Below are 18038 nucleotides of genomic sequence, written 5' to 3'. Positions count from 1 at the left end.
GCTTCACTCCCCGAGATTGGCCGAAGCGGACTGGAAGAACTGCTCCGGAGGCATCCGCCCCACGAGAATGAGCAGCATTCTTGCGAGAATAATGATAGTCATGAGCAGGCCACAAATGGCCGCGACGACATAAATCGTCTCTGACGGCAAACCGGAGAGGGGATAATTGGAACTGAAGTTCAGCTTTGCCTGCACCCAGGACCCATCTGCCAGAAGCCAGTTGCAATAGACCATGATCGCGCCCGTAGCGAGTACCGCGACCTTCTTCAATCCGGGTGAAAAGCGGTCGATCATCATTGTCATGGCGATGTGTCCATGCTGTATAAGCGCAAGGACAGAACCGATAAAGACAAGCAGACTCAAGGTGATGCGGGACAGTTCTTCTGTCACCACAATCCCCGAACTGAACGCAAAGCGCAGGACGACATTGGTGAAAACCATGACGACCAGAGCCAGCATCAGCGCGGCAACGATCACTTCCAGCAATATTTCGCAAAGGCGCAAGGCGCGCATCTGATGACTCCCGTGTCGAATGAAACGGGGACGCCGGATCCGGACGCCCCCAGAAGCCGGCCTTAGTTGGCCTTGGCCGCAGCCTGCATTTCTTCGTAGAGCGGACGAAGAGCGTCGGTGACCATACCCTTCACAACCGGCTCGACGGCAGCGTGAATATCAACAAGCGCTTCCGGCGCGAATTCCACGACGTCCATCTTTCCTTCCGTAGCGAGGAACGTGCGCGCCTGCTCGACGGCCGCACGCATGAACTTGCGGTTTTCGAGAGCGGCGGCGTCCGCGGCTTCCTTGATCTGCTGACGCTCCTTGTCGTTCAGGCTCTTCCAGAATGGCTCGCTGATCAGGAACACAAGCGCCGAGTAAGCGTGCTTGGAATGGGTCAGGTATTTCTGAACCTCATAGAAGTTCTGGTCGCGTGCCGTCAGGAGCGGATTGTCCTGACCATCGACAGTGTGCGTCTCGAGGGCGGTGTACACTTCCGGAAACGGCATCGGCACCGGGTTGGCGCCAAGCGCCTTGAAGGTATCGATGAACACTGGCGCACCGATAACGCGGAAGCTCAACCCCTTGAAATCCCCAAGCTTCGTGATCGGATGCTTGGAATTCGTCAGGTCGCGGAAGCCGTTGTCGATAAAGGTCAGGCCAACCATGTTGGAGCCTGCCAGGCCATCGAGCATGGTCTGGCCGACCGATCCGAGGAGAACCCTGTCCGTCGCCGCATCGTCCGCGAAGGCGAAAGGTATATCGATAAGCTGGAAACGGGGATTGTACTTGATCAGGTTGGTGGAGGACGTAATCAGGATTTCCTGAAGCCCGCCCTGAAGAGCGCCGATCTGCTGCGCTTCGTTGCCGAGCTGGCCCGAGGGGAAGTTTGTTGCGGTGATTTCACCACCGGAAACGTCCTCGATCTTCTTCACAAAAAACTCGATGCCATCGTTAAACGGGGTCGACGGAGAACCGAAATGCCCGACCTTGAGGTTGCGCGCTTCCGCCTGCGATGCCCAAAGCATTGCCACACCGGCAACCGTCAAGATGGCTCGAAATAGGGGTCTGGTCATGTATTGCTCCATTCATGGTCACGGCGATGGTGGCAGCGATCGTCCACAGCGCGGCCCCGCGGTTCAGAAAATCCTGAAATGCTTCCCCTCATTGCCGATTTGACTATTCGGTCAATTATTGTTCACCCAACACCAGAGAGTTCTTCCGCAATGCTCGGTCTGATGCTCGTATGGCCATTATTCAGTAACACAGCGCTTTTGAATGGCAATCATAATATGCGAAAATATTCGCCTTTCGGTCACTCAGGGCAAAAAATACGCAGAAAGCACACAATTTGACCAAATATAACAATTAAAAAATGCAAATCACCAACATTAAATGACTGAATGTGGTTTTCGGTTTATAATTTCCCTTGTATCAGTCATATTTGTTGCCTTTCCGCCATGCGTGCGTCATTCTAGACTCGCACATTCAACGGCCGAGCCTCTTGCCCCCATGCAAGGCGACCGCTTCCGGGCAATGTGTTCAAATGGAGAAGCCTTCAATGAGTTCGCGCGGAATGCCTTTACCCTTCACATGCAGGAAGCGACCAGCAAGCGGTACGGGCGGCGTCGTGGTGACGAACCATCCGCTGGGTTCGGCTGCCGGTCATGAAATGCTGGCGGCCGGGGGCAATGCGATCGATGCAGCAGTTGCGTCCCTGTTCGCGCTGACCGTGGTGGAGCCGATGATGGTCGGCATCGCCGGTGGCGGACTTTCCCACGTGAGGCTCGGCAGCGGCGAACACTTCGTTATAGACATGCTGTCGTCGGCCCCGGCTGCTGCGACGCCGGAAATGTTCACGCCCGTGGCAGACAGCGGCCCGGATTATATCGAGGCAGCCGGGCGGCGAAACCAGTTCGGCGCAGCATCCGTTGCGGTGCCCGGCAACCTCGCTGGCTGGTGCATGTTGCATGAGCGCCACGGACGGCTCCCTTTCGCCGACCTCCTCATGCCCGCAATCCGCTATGCCGAGAACGGCTTTGCCGTGTCATCCTATCTCGTCGGCACAATTGGCCAGCATGCGGCCGATATGTTGCAGGATACCGTCCTTTCGAAGCTGTACCTACCGAGTGGCTCTCCGCTTTCCGCAGGCAGCAGGCTGGTTCAGGGCGATTATGCCGAAAGCCTGCGATTGATCGCAAAACAGGGAGCCTCCGCATTGCATGGAGGCGCACTTGGCGCTGCGCTTGTCGCGAGGCTGGCTCTCGATCAAGGTCCGGAAGGCAAGGTTTCCATGGATGATCTGCGGGCCTATCGCCCTGTCAGACGCACACCGATAACAGGTAGCTACAGGGGCCACGAAATTGTCGGCCCGCCGCCGCCTGCCTCTTCGGGCGTCCATGTCACGGAAATGCTCAACATGCTTGAAGCCTACGATCTGGCGGGCATGGGGTTCGACAATGCCGAGCGTATCCATCTTCTTCTCGAGGTCATCAGGATTGCCTTCGAGGATCGTCGGGCCGCTTCCGGCGATCCCGATTTCGTCGACATTCCGGTGGACCGGTTCACATCCAAAGCCTATGCGGCGCAAGCCCGTGCGCGGTTGAGGCAGGTTGGCGGCGCCATCAGTGCTCTACCGGCTTACGAAAGCCACAACACCACGCATGTGACCGTTTCCGACCGTGACGGCAATATCGTTTCGGCAACGCATACGATCAATGGTCTGTTCGGCGCGCGCTTCATGGTGCCCGATACGGGGATTATTCCCAACAATTACATGCACAATTTCGACCCGCATCCGGGCAAGGCGCTTTCCATCGCGCCGGGCAAGCGCGTGCCGACAAGCATGGCGCCGATGATCGTGCTGAAAGGGGGCCGGCCTGCCTTCGCACTCGGTCTGCCGGGTGCCGTGCGCATCTTTCCCTCCGCCATGCAGGCAATCGTCAACCTCATTGATCACGGCATGTCCCTGCAGGAAGCGGTCGAAGCGCCGCGCGTGTGGACGGATGGCGGCCATATCGAACTGGAGCCTGCATTCGCCCATCATGTCGAAGCGATGCGTTTACGAGGGCACGATGCCAGAGCCGTCGCGCATATCGGAGGTGGCATGAACGCCATCGCCTTTGGCGACGATGGCGAGATGACCGGCGCCGCCTGCTGGCGCGCCGACGGCACAGTGTCCGCACTCGGCGGCGGGCTGGCGGATGAAGGCGTGACATTTCTCATATGACCGCCATCTGGCGGAACAAGGAAAATCAGATGTGTAAAATTGCCCCGCCCGGCGGAGCGGAGTTCCATGATGTCGCGATCATCGGCGGCGGCGTGGTCGGATGCGCGACCGCCCGCAGGTTTGCGCTCGCCGGAGCGAAAGTCGTGCTTCTGGAAAAGGGCAGCGATATCCTGTCCGGCGCATCCAAGGCAAACAGTGCCATTCTGCATACGGGTTTCGACGCACCCGCCGGCAGTCTGGAACTGGAGCTTGTCCGTGCCGGTCGCGAGGAATATCTTTCCATTTGCGGTGATCTCGGCCTGTCCATCGTGGAGACCGGCGCCCTTGTCTGCGCATGGACACCGGAGCAGGCTGGAATGCTGGAGGCGATCGCCGCGCAGGGCGTTGAAAACGGCATTGCGGCGCTGCGCGTCATTTCAGCCGCCACGGCGCGAGGTCTGGCCCCTGCCCTCTCACAAACGCTTCAGGCTGCCGTCGAGGTGATGGGAGAGCATGTCATCGACCCATGGTCGGCGCCCCTTGCCTACATTACCCAGGCCATGGCGCTCGGCGCCACGGTTCTGCGCAATTGCGAGGTGCTTTCAGGCCGGTTCGAAGGCGAGTGGCATCTGGAAACGACACAGGGAATCATCAAGGCCGGTGCCGTCGTCAACGCAGCCGGCCTGTTCGGCGATGTCGTGGACAGCCGTCTGGGCTTCGAGCCGGAGTTCGAGATCCGTCCGCGCAAGGGGCAATTCATCGTTCTGGACAAGGCCGCCGCCCGCCATGTTCCGAAGATCGTGCTGCCCGTACCCACCGAAATCACCAAGGGAATCGTGATCTGCCCCACCGCCTTCGGCAATGTTCTTGTTGGCCCGACTGCGGAGGAACAGGAAGACCGCACGCGGGCCACCGTGGAAACCGCAACGCTGGAGATGCTGAAGGACCACGCCGGGCGTCTGATACCCGCACTTGCCGATATGCCCGTGACGGCCGTCTATGCCGGCCTTCGCCCTGCTTCTGAGAAGAAGGCATATCGTATCGCGGTTCGGCCGGAGAAAAGGGCAATCACGCTGGGTGGAATCCGTTCGACAGGGCTTTCCGCCGCGCTCGGGCTTGGCCAGCATGCGCTCGGCCTCTACGAAACCTTCGCATCCCTGCCAGCAGCTCCGGATTCACCGCCCACGCCCGGCATGCCGAACCTGACGGAAACCCAACCGCGAGACTGGCAGAAGCCTGATCACGGCGAGATCGTCTGCCATTGCGAACTGGTTACGAAACGCGAAATCGAGGCGGCATTGAACAGCCCGCTTCCGCCCGGTGACTTCGGCGGATTGCGCAGGCGCACACGGGCCGGCATGGGGCGCTGCCAGGGCTTTTACTGCAACGCACGGCTGGCCGAAATGACCAGGGGTCGCTTCGAAGCGGCTCTGGATGTGCCTGGAAAGGACGATCTATGACGAGGCCGGATGCGGACGCAATTGTAATAGGCGGTGGGCCCGCCGGTGTCGCGGCAGCCATCGCCATGCGCCGGCAGGGCGTGGAACGGGTTATCCTGCTGGATCGCGAGCAGACCCTTGGCGGCGCGACACGCCATTGCGGCCACTCGCCTTTCGGCATGCTGGAATTCGGACGCATCTATATCGGCGGCGCCTATGGCCGAAAGCTGGAAAGCGCAGCGCTGCAAGCGGGAATAGATGTGCGGCCCGGGCACTCCGTGGTCGATCTCGGCACTGACGGCAGGTTGACCGTTTCCAACGCGCAAGGTGTGGAAAGCCTTTTGGCGCGCCGCATCCTTGTAACCACGGGTGCCCGCGAGGCCCCGCGCTCCGCTCGCCTTCTGCCGGGCGACCGGCCGCTCGGGATCGTCACCACGGGCACCCTGCAATCCTATGTGGCCTTCCATGGCCTCATGCCCTTCAGACGCCCGGTCATTCTTGGATCGGAACTTGTGTCCCAGTCCGCGCTTCTGACCTGCCTCACCCACGGCGCCCGTCCCGTCGCGATGGTCGAGACAACCCCGCACCCGCTGGCGCGCGCACCCTTCAACTGGCTCCCCCGGCTGGCAGGTGTTCCGTTTTATCCCAGCGCACGCGTGGTGGATATCATCGGCCGCCAGCGGGTCGAAGCCATACGGATCGTGCAGGAGGACGGCAATGAAATGGTCCTGGAATGCGACGGGCTTCTCCTCACCGGCCAGTTCACGCCGGAGGCGGCACTGGTACGCAACGCTGGCATGGCGCTCGATACAGACACAGGAGGCCCTGCGGTCGATCAGGACGGGCGCTGTGCAAACCCCCTCTATTTTGCGGCCGGAAACGTCCTCCGACCGATTGAAACAGGTGGATGGGCATTTCGCGAAGGGCGCGCCGTCGGCACCGCCATTGCACGGGACCTGCTTCAACAGCCCGTAGAGACTGCCCCGATAGCCGTCCTTCATGACGATCCCGTCAAACTCGTCGTTCCAAACCTGTTGCGAAAGGGAGGCGGCCCCCATAATGCGTTGTCCAGCTTCCAGTTGCGGTTCACGCGACGCGCGCGCGGCTGCCTTATGCTCGAAGTGGATGGCCGGACGGTTTTCGAACGTTCGGGACTATGGACACCGGAGCGCCGCGTGCTCGTACCGATGCCGGCGGGCGTGACGGAAGCCAATCATGTCCATTTCCGTTTCAGGGAGGAAAGCTGATGCAGATCGCGGCGATCGATCAGGGCACGACATCGACGCGCTGCATTGTCATTTCGGATGGCGGAGCCTGGCATCTGGCCGCCAGCCGGCGGCATGGCCAGCATCACCCGAAGGCCGGATGGGTCGAGCATGACCCGGAAGAGCTTCTTGCCAATGTCCGGGCCGTGCTTGCGGCCGCAGGTCCGGTGGACGTTATCGCTATCGCCAATCAGGGTGAGAGCTGTCTGGCCTGGGATGCCCTGACCGGGGAAGCACTTTCGCCGGTCATCGTCTGGCAGGATGCACGCACCGCTGACGTGCTGACGGCCCTCGGCCCTGAGGCCGACACCCTGTCCCGACACATCGGTGGCGTCCCGCTCGACCCCTATTTCTCCGCAAGCAAGATGGCATGGATTCTGCGCAACCTGCCGGCGGCGGCATCGGCGTTCAAGGCCGGGCGTTTGCGCCTCGGCACAACCGATGCCTTCTTCCTCGACCGGCTGTGCGGCACATTCGCAACCGATCTGGCGACCGCCTCCCGCACCGGGCTGCTCGACCTCAAAACGGGTGAGTGGAGCGATGAACTGTGCGATCTGCACGGCGTTCCAAAGAGATGTCTGCCAAGCATCGTTTCCGCCAATGAAGGGTTCGGAACGATCGAAGGCGTGCCCGTTGCGGTTTCCATCGTCGATCAGCAGGCCGCCCTTTTCGGGCATGGGTGCCGCAAACCCGGCGACAGCAAGATCACCTTCGGCACCGGCGCCTTCCTGCTGGCCGTGGCAGGTACCACGCGACCTGCGGATGGCGATCTCCTGCCAACAATCGGCTGGAATCTCAGCGGCTCAGCGCCCGTGTTCGCTATCGAGGGCGGTATTTACGACGCCGGTTCCGCGCTCGAATGGGCCCATCGTATCGGCCTTTACACGGATGTCGAGGAACTCGACATATTCGAGGGGCCGACCGGAATCAGCCGTGGCCTGGCTTTCGTGCCTGCGCTTTCCGGACTGGCCGCCCCCTACTGGGACCGCCGGGCCGCGCCTCTTTTCATCGGCATGGATCACGCGACAGACCGCCGCGATCTGGTGCGCGCCATACTGGAAGGCATCGCAATGCTGACCGCCGGATTGATCGCTTCCGCAGCGAAAACAATGCCGCTATCGTCCACCATATCAATCGACGGCGGGCTTTCCAAAAGCCGTTACTTCGCCCGCATGCTGGCCGGCGCCAGCGGACATGACGTGGCCGTGCCCGCCATGCACGAGTTGACCGCTGTCGGACTTGCCGAACTGTGCGGGATCGATGCCTCAGCAGCCCGAAAAGCCGCGCACGTCTTTTCATCAGACGGCGGTATTTCCGACGAGGACCACAAGCGCTTCAAGGATGCCGTGGCCCGCGCGCGCGGCTGGCGCGGCTAGAACGGCAAAACGGTCCGGCCGATCGCATCAGAACCTGATCCCGAGCCTGGCCGTAGCCCCCTGATCCGCGATGCGTTCGCCGAGCACAGCATTATAGCCAAGCGACAGAGACGCCTTTTCTGTCAAATCGAAACCGAAGGAGAGATCGAGCAACGCTGCGTCGCGTGCCGGACCGGTGCTGGCCACGGTAAAGCCGCCACCGCTTGCGAATGACAGGTCCGTGTCCGGCGTCATATCGCCGAAAGCATGACGCCAGCCGATCCCCGCCGTCACCTTGCCGGTCATGTCTTCCAGCATAAAGTCATGTCCGACGCGAAGCCCGACCGTGGAATAGACCTGCTCGTAATGGCGCGAGGAAGACGAAAGCGCCGCGGCACCGCCGGTTTCCGCAAAGCCATCGGTACGCGTATTCACGTAGGCCAGATTGGCATAGGGTTCGACATGCGTTTGGTCGAAATCGAAACGCCAGGAGCCTTCCGCGAAAATCTGGCTGGTGGATGCGTCATAATCGCCCTTGAGACTATCCGTGAAGCCAGAGAAGGAGATCGCGCGTCGGCTTTCCACATTCTGCAGCGCATGAACGGCACCAAAGCGCAAAGAAGCCGGGCCCGCCGTCGTGCCGCCATAGGCGGCGATGTAGTAGCTGCCCACATCCGCAGAGGCATCGAGCGCATTCTCCGAAACCCGATCCTGGCCGTAACCGCCGGCCAGACCGAAACGCCAATTGTCGCCGACGCGCGTATCGGCACCCATGAGGAGGCCGCCTCCATTGACATCAACGGCCGCGCCATTGCCGTCGGACCCATAGTCGCTCCACGAACCGAACCCATGCGACCAGACCGTAACACCGTCAAGCGACGACGGGTTTGCCCCAAGGCCTGCATTGCCAGAGCCGGCCGGCGTTTCCGGCGCGAAGGCATCGCGCAGACGGTTGAGGATCGCATCGCGACTGAAGCGGCTGCGTTCCGTCAGGGCTGCCCCGACAGACGCATGCAGCTCGCCTGAGAGCTGGGCGAAAGCCGTCTGGGTTTCATCCGCTCTCAGGTATAGCGCCTTGTCATACAGCGTATTACCCGAACCGAGCGCTTCGACCGCATTGGCGGCAGATTTCGCGTTTCGCGTGGAAACCGCCGCGGCGAAAGCACCCGGATCGGTCGTCGTTCGGTTCAACGTCAGGAACATCGATTTCTGATCGACGCTTTTCTCGACCGCCGCTGTCAGATACGCGAAGTTTTCCGTTACGTTGTCAAACGTCCCCGTCACGCCGCCATCTGCGGTAATGATGGTATATTGGGTGTTGAGCGCATAGGTCGCCCCGGTATCCGTGCCATTTTCCGGCGTGACGAGAAGATTGGCATTGTTGCCGATCGTGACGGTACCCGTGGCTGCCAGCCGGTCGGCATTGCCGTTGCCATCCACTTCGACCGCATAGGTCGAACCGCTGGCAAGGTTGGCATTCCCATTGACCGTAAGGGTGCCGATGGAGTTGCCCGGCGCCAGCGTTCCACCCGATAACAGTGACAAACCACCAATCGCGCCGTTGCCGCCAAGGAAAGCCCCGTTCCCCACGGTAACGATACTGGCCAGATTGCCGTTGACGGAGAGGGTGCCCCCGGAGACCTGCGTTGAACCGGTATAGGAGCTGTTTCCCGTGGCGGTCAGCTTGCCGGCGCCTATCTTCTCGAGAGAACCTGCTCCCGAAACGGCATTCGCAAAGGTACCCGCCCCGTTGATGACCAGCGAACCGTTGTTGACGATAGCGCCCGTTCCAAAACTGTCGGCATTGCCGGCCAGAGTGCCCGCGGCAATCGTCGTTCCGCCCGTATAGCTGTTGGCGCCCGTCATGGTCAGAACACCGGCACCCGTCTTCAAAACGCTCCCTGAACCGGAAATGACACTGCTATAGGTTCCGTTGAAGGCCTGATCGAACTCCAAACGGCCTTCATTGACGACCGAACCGCCGAGCGTCGAGGTATTGCCGATCAGCTTGCCCGCGCGAACCGTCGTCGTGCCGCGATAGGTCAGTGTCCCTGTCAACGAGACGATCCCCGTGCCGTCCTTCACCAGATTACCGGTTCCGGAAATGTCACCGGCAAAAGTGCCGTCCGTATTCTGGTCGAAGACAAGGGTGCCATAATTGGCTACGTCACCCGCAAGACTGGTCGTCGTCGCGACAAGCGTACCGCCCGAAATCGTCGTGCCACCGGCATAAGTATTGGCCCCCGAAAGGGTGAGCGTGCCGCTACCGGCTTTTTCGAACGAACCGCTGCCGGAAATACCGTTCGACAGCGTGCCGCCGCCATTCACGACCAACGCCGCATTGTTAACGATGGCGCCTGTGCCGAAACTGCCTCCGGAGTTACCGATCAGCGTACCGCCCGAAATCAACGTACCGCCCGTGTAGGTATTGGTTCCTGAAAGGGTCGTCGTACCATTCTCTACGCGAACCCGGCCATCGCCGCTGATATCCGCGGAAAGCGCGTATGCCGTGCCGGTGTGGTTCAAAACCAGCTTGCCGTCACCGGCACCAAAAGCAATACCGCCGGCATCAAGCGTGCCGGCCGCTGCCGCCGTCTGGCCCGATGCGGCACCGATGTTCAGCGAACCCGTAACGCCCGCATCATAGGCGATCCTTATGTCCGAAGCCGCAAGGCGTGCACCGTCCTGCACCGTCAGGGACCCGTTGCCGTAGGCCCCGATATAAAGACGGCTCGCCATCTCGATCTCGGACCCCGTGCCCGTCAAAAGAACCGTGCCGTTGGAGCCGGTTTCATTGCCGATATAGAGACGATAGCCGGTCACGCTGCCGCCCGAAGAAACCGTAAGGTCACCGTCGCCGAAGCGGCCGACATTCATGTAACCGGAATAGGCAATGCTGTTATCGACAAAGGCATTCCAGTTCGAACCGGCACCGGTAACCGTCATCGTGCCCGAAGAGCCGGCCATATCCCCCAGTGTCCCCTGAAGCGCGCTGATCCGTCCGCCGGCACCAAGAGTAACAGTCGCATCGCCCATATATCCGGCAATGAAGGGCTCGGTCATGCTCCATTCCGAGCTCGCGCCATTGATGGTCACGGACGAGTTCGAAGCCGCGTCCGTCCCGATATAACCGGCAGCGCTTGTGACGGTTGCACCGTTAAGCACCGACAAATCGCCATTGCCGACATTGCCGACGTAAATATTGCCCGACGCGGCCCAGGAACTGCCGGTGCCGGTAATGGTTGCCGTACCCTCTGCACCGGCGTTCGAGCCCAGGAGGGCATGAATGGTCTCAAGGGTCGCGCCATTTCGGATCGTAACGGAGCCGGAGCCGGAACGGCCGATTTCGAGGGAGCCGCTTGTCACCTCCCAGCGGGACGACGCGCCGTCCACGATCGCCTCGCCTTCCATGCCGGCCACATCGCCAAGACGTGCCGATGTGCTCGTGACCGCACCTCCGGCCGTCACATTCAATGTGCCATCGCCGGAAGTCCCACCGGCATCGTTACTGTCGCCACCGATACGCAAATCACCCGTCGACCACTCAGACCCGGTTCCCGTCACCGTTGCGGAACTTGTCGAGTGGCGACCAATGATGCTGCCGTTGCTGGTGGCCATTGCCTGGTTCTCAATCCTGAGTGTCGCAGCGCCGCTATTGCCGACGATGAGCGCGCCCGTATCCTGAAGGGTCGAACCCGCGCCACGAACGACAATGCTGCTGCCTGCGCTGGAGGCGAGATTGCCGATGGTCGTCGAAACGGAATTGTCGACCGTCGCACCATTTTCGACGACAAGACTGCCCACGCCGCCGCCACCGACGACAAAAGCTCCCGCATTGGTCATGGAGCTCGAACTACCCGAGATGGTCGCCGTTCCCGTGCTGCCGACACCGTCCGCGATCACCGCAACGTCCGTGGAAACGTCTCCAGACGTGACCGTCAGTATTCCATCGCCACCCACAGCACCGGGCGCGCCACCCGTGCCCGCGTATCCAATATAAAGGCCGCCGGTGCCAAACGAACCGTTGCTCTCCACCGTCAACGTGCCCGAGCCACCCAAGCCAGCGCCAAGATAGGTCGTTCCTGCAGAAACATCGCCACCTGTGACGGTAACGGCGCCATCGCCTTCATTGCCGACATAAAGCGCACCGCCCAGGCTCCATATGCCCGAAACCGAAACGGAGCCGCTTGCGCCGGCGCTGTTGCCAAGGGTGGCAGTTGTGGTGGTCAACTGCCCATCTATGCCAAGCGTGCCTGTCAGGTTCGTGCCGATGAAGAGACCGCCAGCATAGCCATGGGTGCCGGACGCCAGCAACGGTCCATTCGAGTTGATATAGGCATTGTCGCCAGCGGTTGGCGTGTGGCCGTCCCACACCCAGTTGGCGTCACTGAACCAGTTTCCACCGGCGGCGCCATTCCAGAAAACGGAATCGGCAAAGGCCGGTTGCGCCAACGCGCCACCAAGGATAAGCGCCAGCATGCTCGTGGAGCACAGAACGGCCTCGTTCCACCTGACCCTTACGCCGCTGCCAAGCCGCCTTTTTTCATGATCCCCGCCCCGACGCTTGCTCAACCCGGCACACTTCATTTCCGCCCCCCGGCAAATCCACTTTCACCAACGCACACGACCCGAACGCGAATCCCGCCTGAGGACGCGCTTTGATGGTAGATGACATTCAAGTTTCCTCACCGTCTTTTTCTGGGCGCAGCAAAACATTTGCGTTCAACATTATAACCGCTGGTGCGGCGGAGGCTCTTGCACGCAGTATGCAACGATGCCAGTTACTTAGACGGGGGAAGCAAGAGGAGAAGACGTGACAAAGCCGTTTCGCTGGGGGCGTTTTTCAGAATTTGTCGACGCAGGCATTGTGGAAGACCGCAACCTTGCACAGGACGACAACGGCGCTTTCAGGTTCACTGCCAAGCAACTGAGCGGCGATGAGGGCAGTGGGCGGCTTCTTTATGTCGACGCCCCCGATATTCGTGTTTTAGTTGCAGATTGCTCTTTTCAGGGCGACCGACAATACGAAGTTTACGACGACGGCCTTTTCCGTTTCCATTTCGGCTTCGATGTTTCCATCGAAACGTGGCTAGGCGATTCCGGCCTGCCGGAAATCGCGGAAAATGCCGCCGGCGTTCTGATGGCCTCGCCCGACGAACTCATGAAGGAGCGCGTGCCGGGCGGGCGGCATCAGAGTTTCGTGACCATTGCCTGTCGCCCGGCATGGCTCGAGGATTTCTTCGGTGTGCGGATACAGGATCATCTGACGCAGCCCGATGAAGACTATGTACATCACCCGCTGAACTTCACCGCAAATCTGCGTGGCGCGACACAGGCCATTCTCAATCGTCGAGCAGCGGCCCGCCTCGACGCTGCCTTCATCACGACCAAGGCGCAGGAAATCATTCTCGCGACGGTCGATGGCGTTGCGCAAAAGCGCCGAGTGGAACGACAGCGCCTGACCTCGACGGACATCGCCGCCATAAGAAGCGCGCGAATGTTGCTTGAGGAATCACTTCATGCCCCGCCGGATATCCGGACTCTCAGCCGGCGGATCGGCATCAACCGCACGAAACTGTTCTACGGCTTCAAGCGCCTTTATGGCACATCGACGGTGCAGTTCATCGATGGTCTGCGCATGAACAAGGCTCGCCGGCTGCTGCTTGAAACGGATATGTCCGTTTCGCAGGTCGCAGCGGAAGTGGGATATGGCTTTGCCGCCAATTTCTCTACCCGTTTCAAGAACCATTTCGGGCAATCGCCACGGACACTGAGGCGCGAACAGCCGTGATCTGAAGGGGCTGGTTGTAGCAAAGGAGAAATCAGACGAAGGCTCCCATTTGTCAGGCTCTTCCCGACAATGTCACCATCGCGTGTCTCAACGCCTTCACGGGTCTGATTACCAGCCGCAGCGGAAGGACCGCTAAGTGGCAGCATGATACCGGCCTTGATGGCCTCGGCGGCACTGGCAATCCCAGCCGTCAGGCCCGGTTACTTATTGCATTTTCTCCGAGGGCAACCGTTCGGTGCGCGCTCACAGCCAGGCCGCGATCTTCGAGCTGACCAGCAACGACCCGCAAGCCGAATGCACAAAAGCAAAATTCGCCGATTAGCTTAATCCATTGTAATAATTTAATAAATCTCGAAGCCATCTGAACAGAGAGTCACCAGAGACAACAAATTGCCCGTTGTCGGGTTGCAATTGTGGCTTTTTCTGGATACCCCTTCAGCCGTTCGCACCGCTTCTTGGCGGTCATTCCAACCGGCGCATCAGGTTCTCTTGAGTTCCCGCTCCAGGCGTTCAGCCGTTCTGCGCCTCGCGATGCTTCTGTGTCGCGTCTGGTTTCCTTTGCCCCTTGGCCTTTGTGGAAACCGTAACAATCACCTCTGTCAACGGGCGCGCAGCGGTTCCCGTTCGGCGTTTGACTTGACCGCTGCACAACGACGAAGGGACGAGTCTGTCATGACGAAGTTGCTCGCATTTTCATTTTTCGCGGCTTGCACGAGCCTCCTCGGAACATCCGCGCAGGCTCAGGAAGCCTGTGGCCGTGTTACGATCGCCGAGATGAACTGGGCATCTGCAGGCGTTGCCGCGTGGGTGGACAAGATTATCCTCGAAGAGGGGTATGGCTGCAAGGTTGATCTCGTGAGCGGCGATACCATGCCGACCTTCACCTCCATGAATGAAAAGGGCGAACCGGATATTGCGCCAGAATTGTGGATCAATGCAGTGAAAGACCCGCTGGAAAAGGCATTCGCCGAAGGCCGTCTGGTTGAAGCCGCCCGCATTCTGGAAGATGGCGGCGTGGAAGGATGGTGGATTCCCGCCTATATCGCCAAGACGCATCCCGAAATCACGACGGTAGAAAAAGCACTCGAAAATCCAGAACTCTTTCCCGCACCGGAAAACCCCGAACGCGGCGGTGTCCTGAATTGCCCTGCCGGCTGGAATTGCCAGATCACCACCGCCAACCTCTACCGCGCGCTGAAGGGCGATGAAAAAGGCTTCAATCTCGTCGATAGCGGCTCGGCTGCCGGTCTCGACGGCTCCATTGCCAATGCCTATGAGCGCAAGCAGGGCTGGCTTGGTTATTACTGGGCGCCAACCGCCATTCTCGGCAAGTACGACATGGTGAAACTGCCATTCGAAAAGCCGCTCGACCGTGCGGAATTCGACCGCTGCACCGTGGTAGCGGACTGCCCAGACCCGAAGGTGACGGACTATCCGAAGTCCGAGGTGTTCACCGTGGTGACGAAATCCTTTGCAGAGAAGAACGCCGCCGCGATGGATTATCTGGGCAAGCGTAGCTGGAAGAATGACATGGTGAATGGGATTCTGGCCTGGAAGGAGAAGGATCAGGCCACGAACGAGGACGCCGCCCGCCACTTCCTCGAAACCTATCCGGATGTCTGGAAGGCGTGGCTTGCGCCTGAAAGCGCAAAGAAGGTCGAAGCCGCCCTCTAAGACCGCGCCTGCGGCAGGGCAGGCGACCTGTCCCACCACCCCGCATTCTCGAATTCACCTCAGCCTTTCCAGCCGAAACCCGGGGCGGCTTCGCGACGGGAAATGCTATGACATAAAAGGATAGCCCATGGCTTCATCCTGCTGGGGATTGCCCACCCTTCTTTGCGAAGCGCCGGAACTCAGTTCTCGGAGCTTGCGCGAAATCCGGCGCACCGTCGATGGCGGATTCCGCGATCTTGTTCGCGAAATCTCGCCCCTGATCGATGCGGCGACCGCGCCACTTCAGCGCTTTCTCAATGGGCTTGAAGATGCTTTCGCCAATTCACCCTGGATTATCGTCTTCCTGGTGCTTGTGACCATCGCCTACGCCGCCAGCCGTTCATGGCGCATCACGCTGGGCACGGTCCTGGCCCTTCTGGCAATTGGCTGGGTCGGCCTTTGGCAGGATACGATGGTCACGCTTTCAATGGTGACGGTGTGCACGATCGTGGCGGTCATTATCGGCTTGCCGATCGGCATTCTGGCCGCCCGTTCGAACCGGGCTGAAAAACTCATCATGCCCATACTCGACGTGATGCAGACATTGCCGAGTTTCGTCTATCTCATCCCGGTCGTCGTCATTTTCGGCATCGGCAAGGTGCCCGGCATGATCGCCGTTGTGATCTATGCCACGCCCCCGATGATCCGCCTGACCAATCTGGGTATCCGGCTGGTGGACAAGGAAGTCATCGAGGCGGCGGATGCCTTTGGCTCCTCCGAACGGCAGAAGCTGTGGAACGTGCAACTGCCGCTCTCCCTGCCCACTCTCATGACCGGCATCAACCAGACCATCATGATGGCGCTGTCCATGGTCGTTGTCGCTTCCATGGTTGGCGTCGGCGGCCTTGGCAAGAATGTGCTTCAGGCCATCAACAACCAGTTCTTCACCATGGGTTTCCTGAATGGATTCGCGCTTGTTGCCATCGCCATAGCCTTCGACCGGGCAAGCCAGGCCTTCGGCCAGCGCCTGCAAAAGCATACGGAGGTCCAGCATGACTGATCTATCCAACACTGCCGCCGAGCCGGCTGCCCTTGAAGCGGATGATGAAGCCGTCGTTCCCGCGATCATTATTCAGGATCTCTACAAGATCTTCGGCCCCCATCCCGACCGCCATATCGATGCCGTCAAGAAAGGCATGACCAAAAGCGATTTGAACCGCAAGCATGGTCATTCCCTTGGCCTGAAGGCCATCGATACCGAACTGCCCGCGGGCAGCATCTCGGTCATCATGGGACTGTCCGGTTCGGGAAAATCGACGTTGTTGCGCCATATCAACGGCCTGATCGCCCCAACCGCCGGTCAGGTCCTGATTGACGGACAAGATGTCGCGAAGATGAGCGAGACCGAGTTACGCACATTCAGACGCCATAAAACAGCGATGGTTTTCCAGAAATTCGGGCTGCTGCCACACCGGACCGTACTGGAGAATACCCTCTACGGGCTGGATATCCAGGGCATTTCCCGCAAGGAAAGCGAACCCGTCGGCCGCAGGTGGATCGAACGGGTCGGCTTGAAAGGCTATGAAGATCAGTATCCGACGCAGCTTTCCGGTGGCATGCAACAGCGCGTCGGACTTGCCCGCGCACTGGCCAATGACGCGCCCGTTCTCTTGATGGACGAGGCCTTCTCTGCGCTCGACCCGTTGATCCGTGTCGACATGCAAAGCGTCCTGCTCGAATTGCAACAGGAGTTGCGCAAGACCATCGTCTTCATCACCCACGATCTGGATGAGGCATTGCGGCTCGGCGACAAGATCGTCGTGCTGCGCGCCGGCGAAATATCCCAGCAGGGCACGGGACAGGACATCGTTCTCAATCCGGCAAACGACTACATCCGCGCTTTCGTGCGTGAAGTGAACCGCGCCCGCGTCATTCAATTACGCGCCATTACACGACCGCACAAACCCGATACGTCCTGGCCGTCCCTGACGCTGTCCGGTTCGATAACGCTCGAGGAGGCTGCAAAGCAACTGACCTCCTCCGATATTCGCGAAGCCACGGTTCTTTCCCGGCAAGGGAGACCGCGCGGCGTTGTCGATCTGATGGACGTGACGCGCAACATGCTTCGAACCGAGTGAGGGGCGATGAAAAACGAGCCCGTTCACCGGAACCCCAGCCGTCAGACGACAAGCGTTCTGAACGTGTCTCTGCCATCTGATCTTGCCGCGTTGGTGCGCGGCGAGATCATTCGCGGCGCTCATCCGAACGAAAACGAGTTGATTGCCGCGGCAATACGCTTCTACCTGCAACATCATCCAGCACCCTTGCCGGCCCAACCTGTGAAGAGCGGCGGCATCTTCGCATTTGGCCGCATGTTCGGTCATTAATGACAGGATGCGAGAGGGGGATGTCCAGTTCAAGAAATTGAAATCACGGACAGCCCCCTCTTCATGTGGTCACGACCTTCCACATCACGAGAGCGCAAGAGCGATACCCGCCGTGGATCAAGCATGCTGCCCGCCGGGTTTCCTTGGCCTCATCGTTTGCTATGGCGCGCACCTCGTCTTCCACACATTCAGGAGATGCTGGCTCACCCCCTCATGCTGCTGTGAAATTTTGGCAGCCGGGAACGTCGCTCGGTGAACCGAAACAGGCGGCATTTTCCTGAACAACTCCTCGAAGACTGCACGGAAACTGCAAATACGGGGCAGACTATGGCCACATGAAAAATGAACGCAAACGCCCCATCACCCTTCCTCTTCCCCTACCGTGCCGCTTGCGCATGGAAGCCTGGTGGCTGGAGGAGACTACTCCTCCCCCCGCCTTCACACC

At 60.0% G+C, this 18038-nt stretch carries 12 protein-coding genes; 9 read left to right on the top strand and 3 right to left on the bottom strand.

Annotation, left to right across the window (positions count from 1 at the left end; translation table 11 throughout):
- Positions 1–3 precede the first annotated feature (3 nt).
- A complete protein-coding gene (locus GGQ66_RS18840; protein WP_183794526.1) occupies positions 4–513 on the bottom strand; it encodes a TRAP transporter small permease in 510 nt (169 codons plus the stop codon).
- 62 nt (positions 514–575) lie between these two features.
- Positions 576–1571 (bottom strand): TRAP transporter substrate-binding protein, encoded by a 996-nt coding sequence (locus tag GGQ66_RS18835; protein WP_183794524.1) that lies wholly within the window; start codon positions 1569–1571, stop codon positions 576–578.
- A gap of 485 nt (positions 1572–2056) precedes the next feature.
- Here GGQ66_RS18835 and ggt point away from each other — a divergent pair, with 485 nt between their 5' ends.
- From ggt to GGQ66_RS18815, 4 genes are read left to right on the top strand one after another with little or no spacing between them, the layout of a single operon-like run.
- The gene (ggt, locus tag GGQ66_RS18830) at positions 2057–3724 is read left to right on the top strand and encodes a gamma-glutamyltransferase (RefSeq protein WP_183794522.1); all 1668 of its coding nucleotides are present in this window, start codon (positions 2057–2059) and stop codon (positions 3722–3724) included.
- Between the two features lie 29 nt (positions 3725–3753).
- The gene (locus GGQ66_RS18825) at positions 3754–5163 is read left to right on the top strand and encodes an NAD(P)/FAD-dependent oxidoreductase (RefSeq protein ID WP_183794520.1); all 1410 of its coding nucleotides are present in this window, start codon (positions 3754–3756) and stop codon (positions 5161–5163) included.
- On the top strand, positions 5160–6389 hold the full coding sequence (locus GGQ66_RS18820) for an NAD(P)/FAD-dependent oxidoreductase (RefSeq protein ID WP_183794518.1): 1230 nt from the start codon (positions 5160–5162) through the stop codon (positions 6387–6389). Before GGQ66_RS18825 ends, GGQ66_RS18820 begins: the two co-directional genes overlap by 4 nt.
- Positions 6389–7783 carry an FGGY family carbohydrate kinase gene (locus tag GGQ66_RS18815; RefSeq protein ID WP_183794516.1) on the top strand — a complete coding sequence of 465 codons (1395 nt, stop codon included), beginning with the start codon at positions 6389–6391 and terminating at the stop codon, positions 7781–7783. Before GGQ66_RS18820 ends, GGQ66_RS18815 begins: the two co-directional genes overlap by 1 nt.
- Before the next feature lie 27 nt (positions 7784–7810).
- On the opposite strand, the gene GGQ66_RS18810 is transcribed toward GGQ66_RS18815, so the two are convergent.
- On the bottom strand, positions 7811–12241 hold the full coding sequence (locus tag GGQ66_RS18810) for an autotransporter domain-containing protein (RefSeq protein ID WP_183794514.1): 4431 nt from the start codon (positions 12239–12241) through the stop codon (positions 7811–7813).
- 334 nt (positions 12242–12575) lie between these two features.
- On the opposite strand from GGQ66_RS18810, the gene GGQ66_RS23330 reads away from it, so the two are divergent.
- The 5 genes from GGQ66_RS23330 to GGQ66_RS18785 all read left to right on the top strand — a co-directional run bounded on the left by GGQ66_RS23330 (position 12576) and on the right by GGQ66_RS18785 (position 17593).
- Entirely contained in the window at positions 12576–13553 is a 978-nt protein-coding gene (locus tag GGQ66_RS23330; RefSeq protein ID WP_183794512.1) for a helix-turn-helix domain-containing protein, read from the top strand.
- A gap of 672 nt (positions 13554–14225) precedes the next feature.
- Positions 14226–15227 (top strand): ABC transporter substrate-binding protein, encoded by a 1002-nt coding sequence (locus GGQ66_RS18800; RefSeq protein WP_183794510.1) that lies wholly within the window; start codon positions 14226–14228, stop codon positions 15225–15227.
- A gap of 127 nt (positions 15228–15354) precedes the next feature.
- On the top strand, positions 15355–16266 hold the full coding sequence (locus GGQ66_RS18795) for an ABC transporter permease (RefSeq protein WP_183794508.1): 912 nt from the start codon (positions 15355–15357) through the stop codon (positions 16264–16266).
- Positions 16259–17344: a quaternary amine ABC transporter ATP-binding protein gene (locus GGQ66_RS18790; protein ID WP_183794506.1), complete on the top strand. Its 1086-nt coding sequence runs from the start codon at positions 16259–16261 to the stop codon at positions 17342–17344. The genes GGQ66_RS18795 and GGQ66_RS18790 overlap by 8 nt, the downstream gene beginning before the upstream one ends.
- A 6-nt stretch (positions 17345–17350) precedes the next feature.
- Positions 17351–17593 carry a ribbon-helix-helix domain-containing protein gene (locus GGQ66_RS18785; protein ID WP_183794503.1) on the top strand — a complete coding sequence of 81 codons (243 nt, stop codon included), beginning with the start codon at positions 17351–17353 and terminating at the stop codon, positions 17591–17593.
- Positions 17594–18038: the final 445 nt, after the last annotated feature.

The organism is Allorhizobium borbori, assembly GCF_014196535.1.
GTDB lineage: Bacteria > Pseudomonadota > Alphaproteobacteria > Rhizobiales > Rhizobiaceae > Ectorhizobium > Ectorhizobium borbori.
The sequence above is the reverse complement of the archived record's forward strand: the minus strand, read 5'-3'. Positions and strand labels throughout refer to the sequence as shown.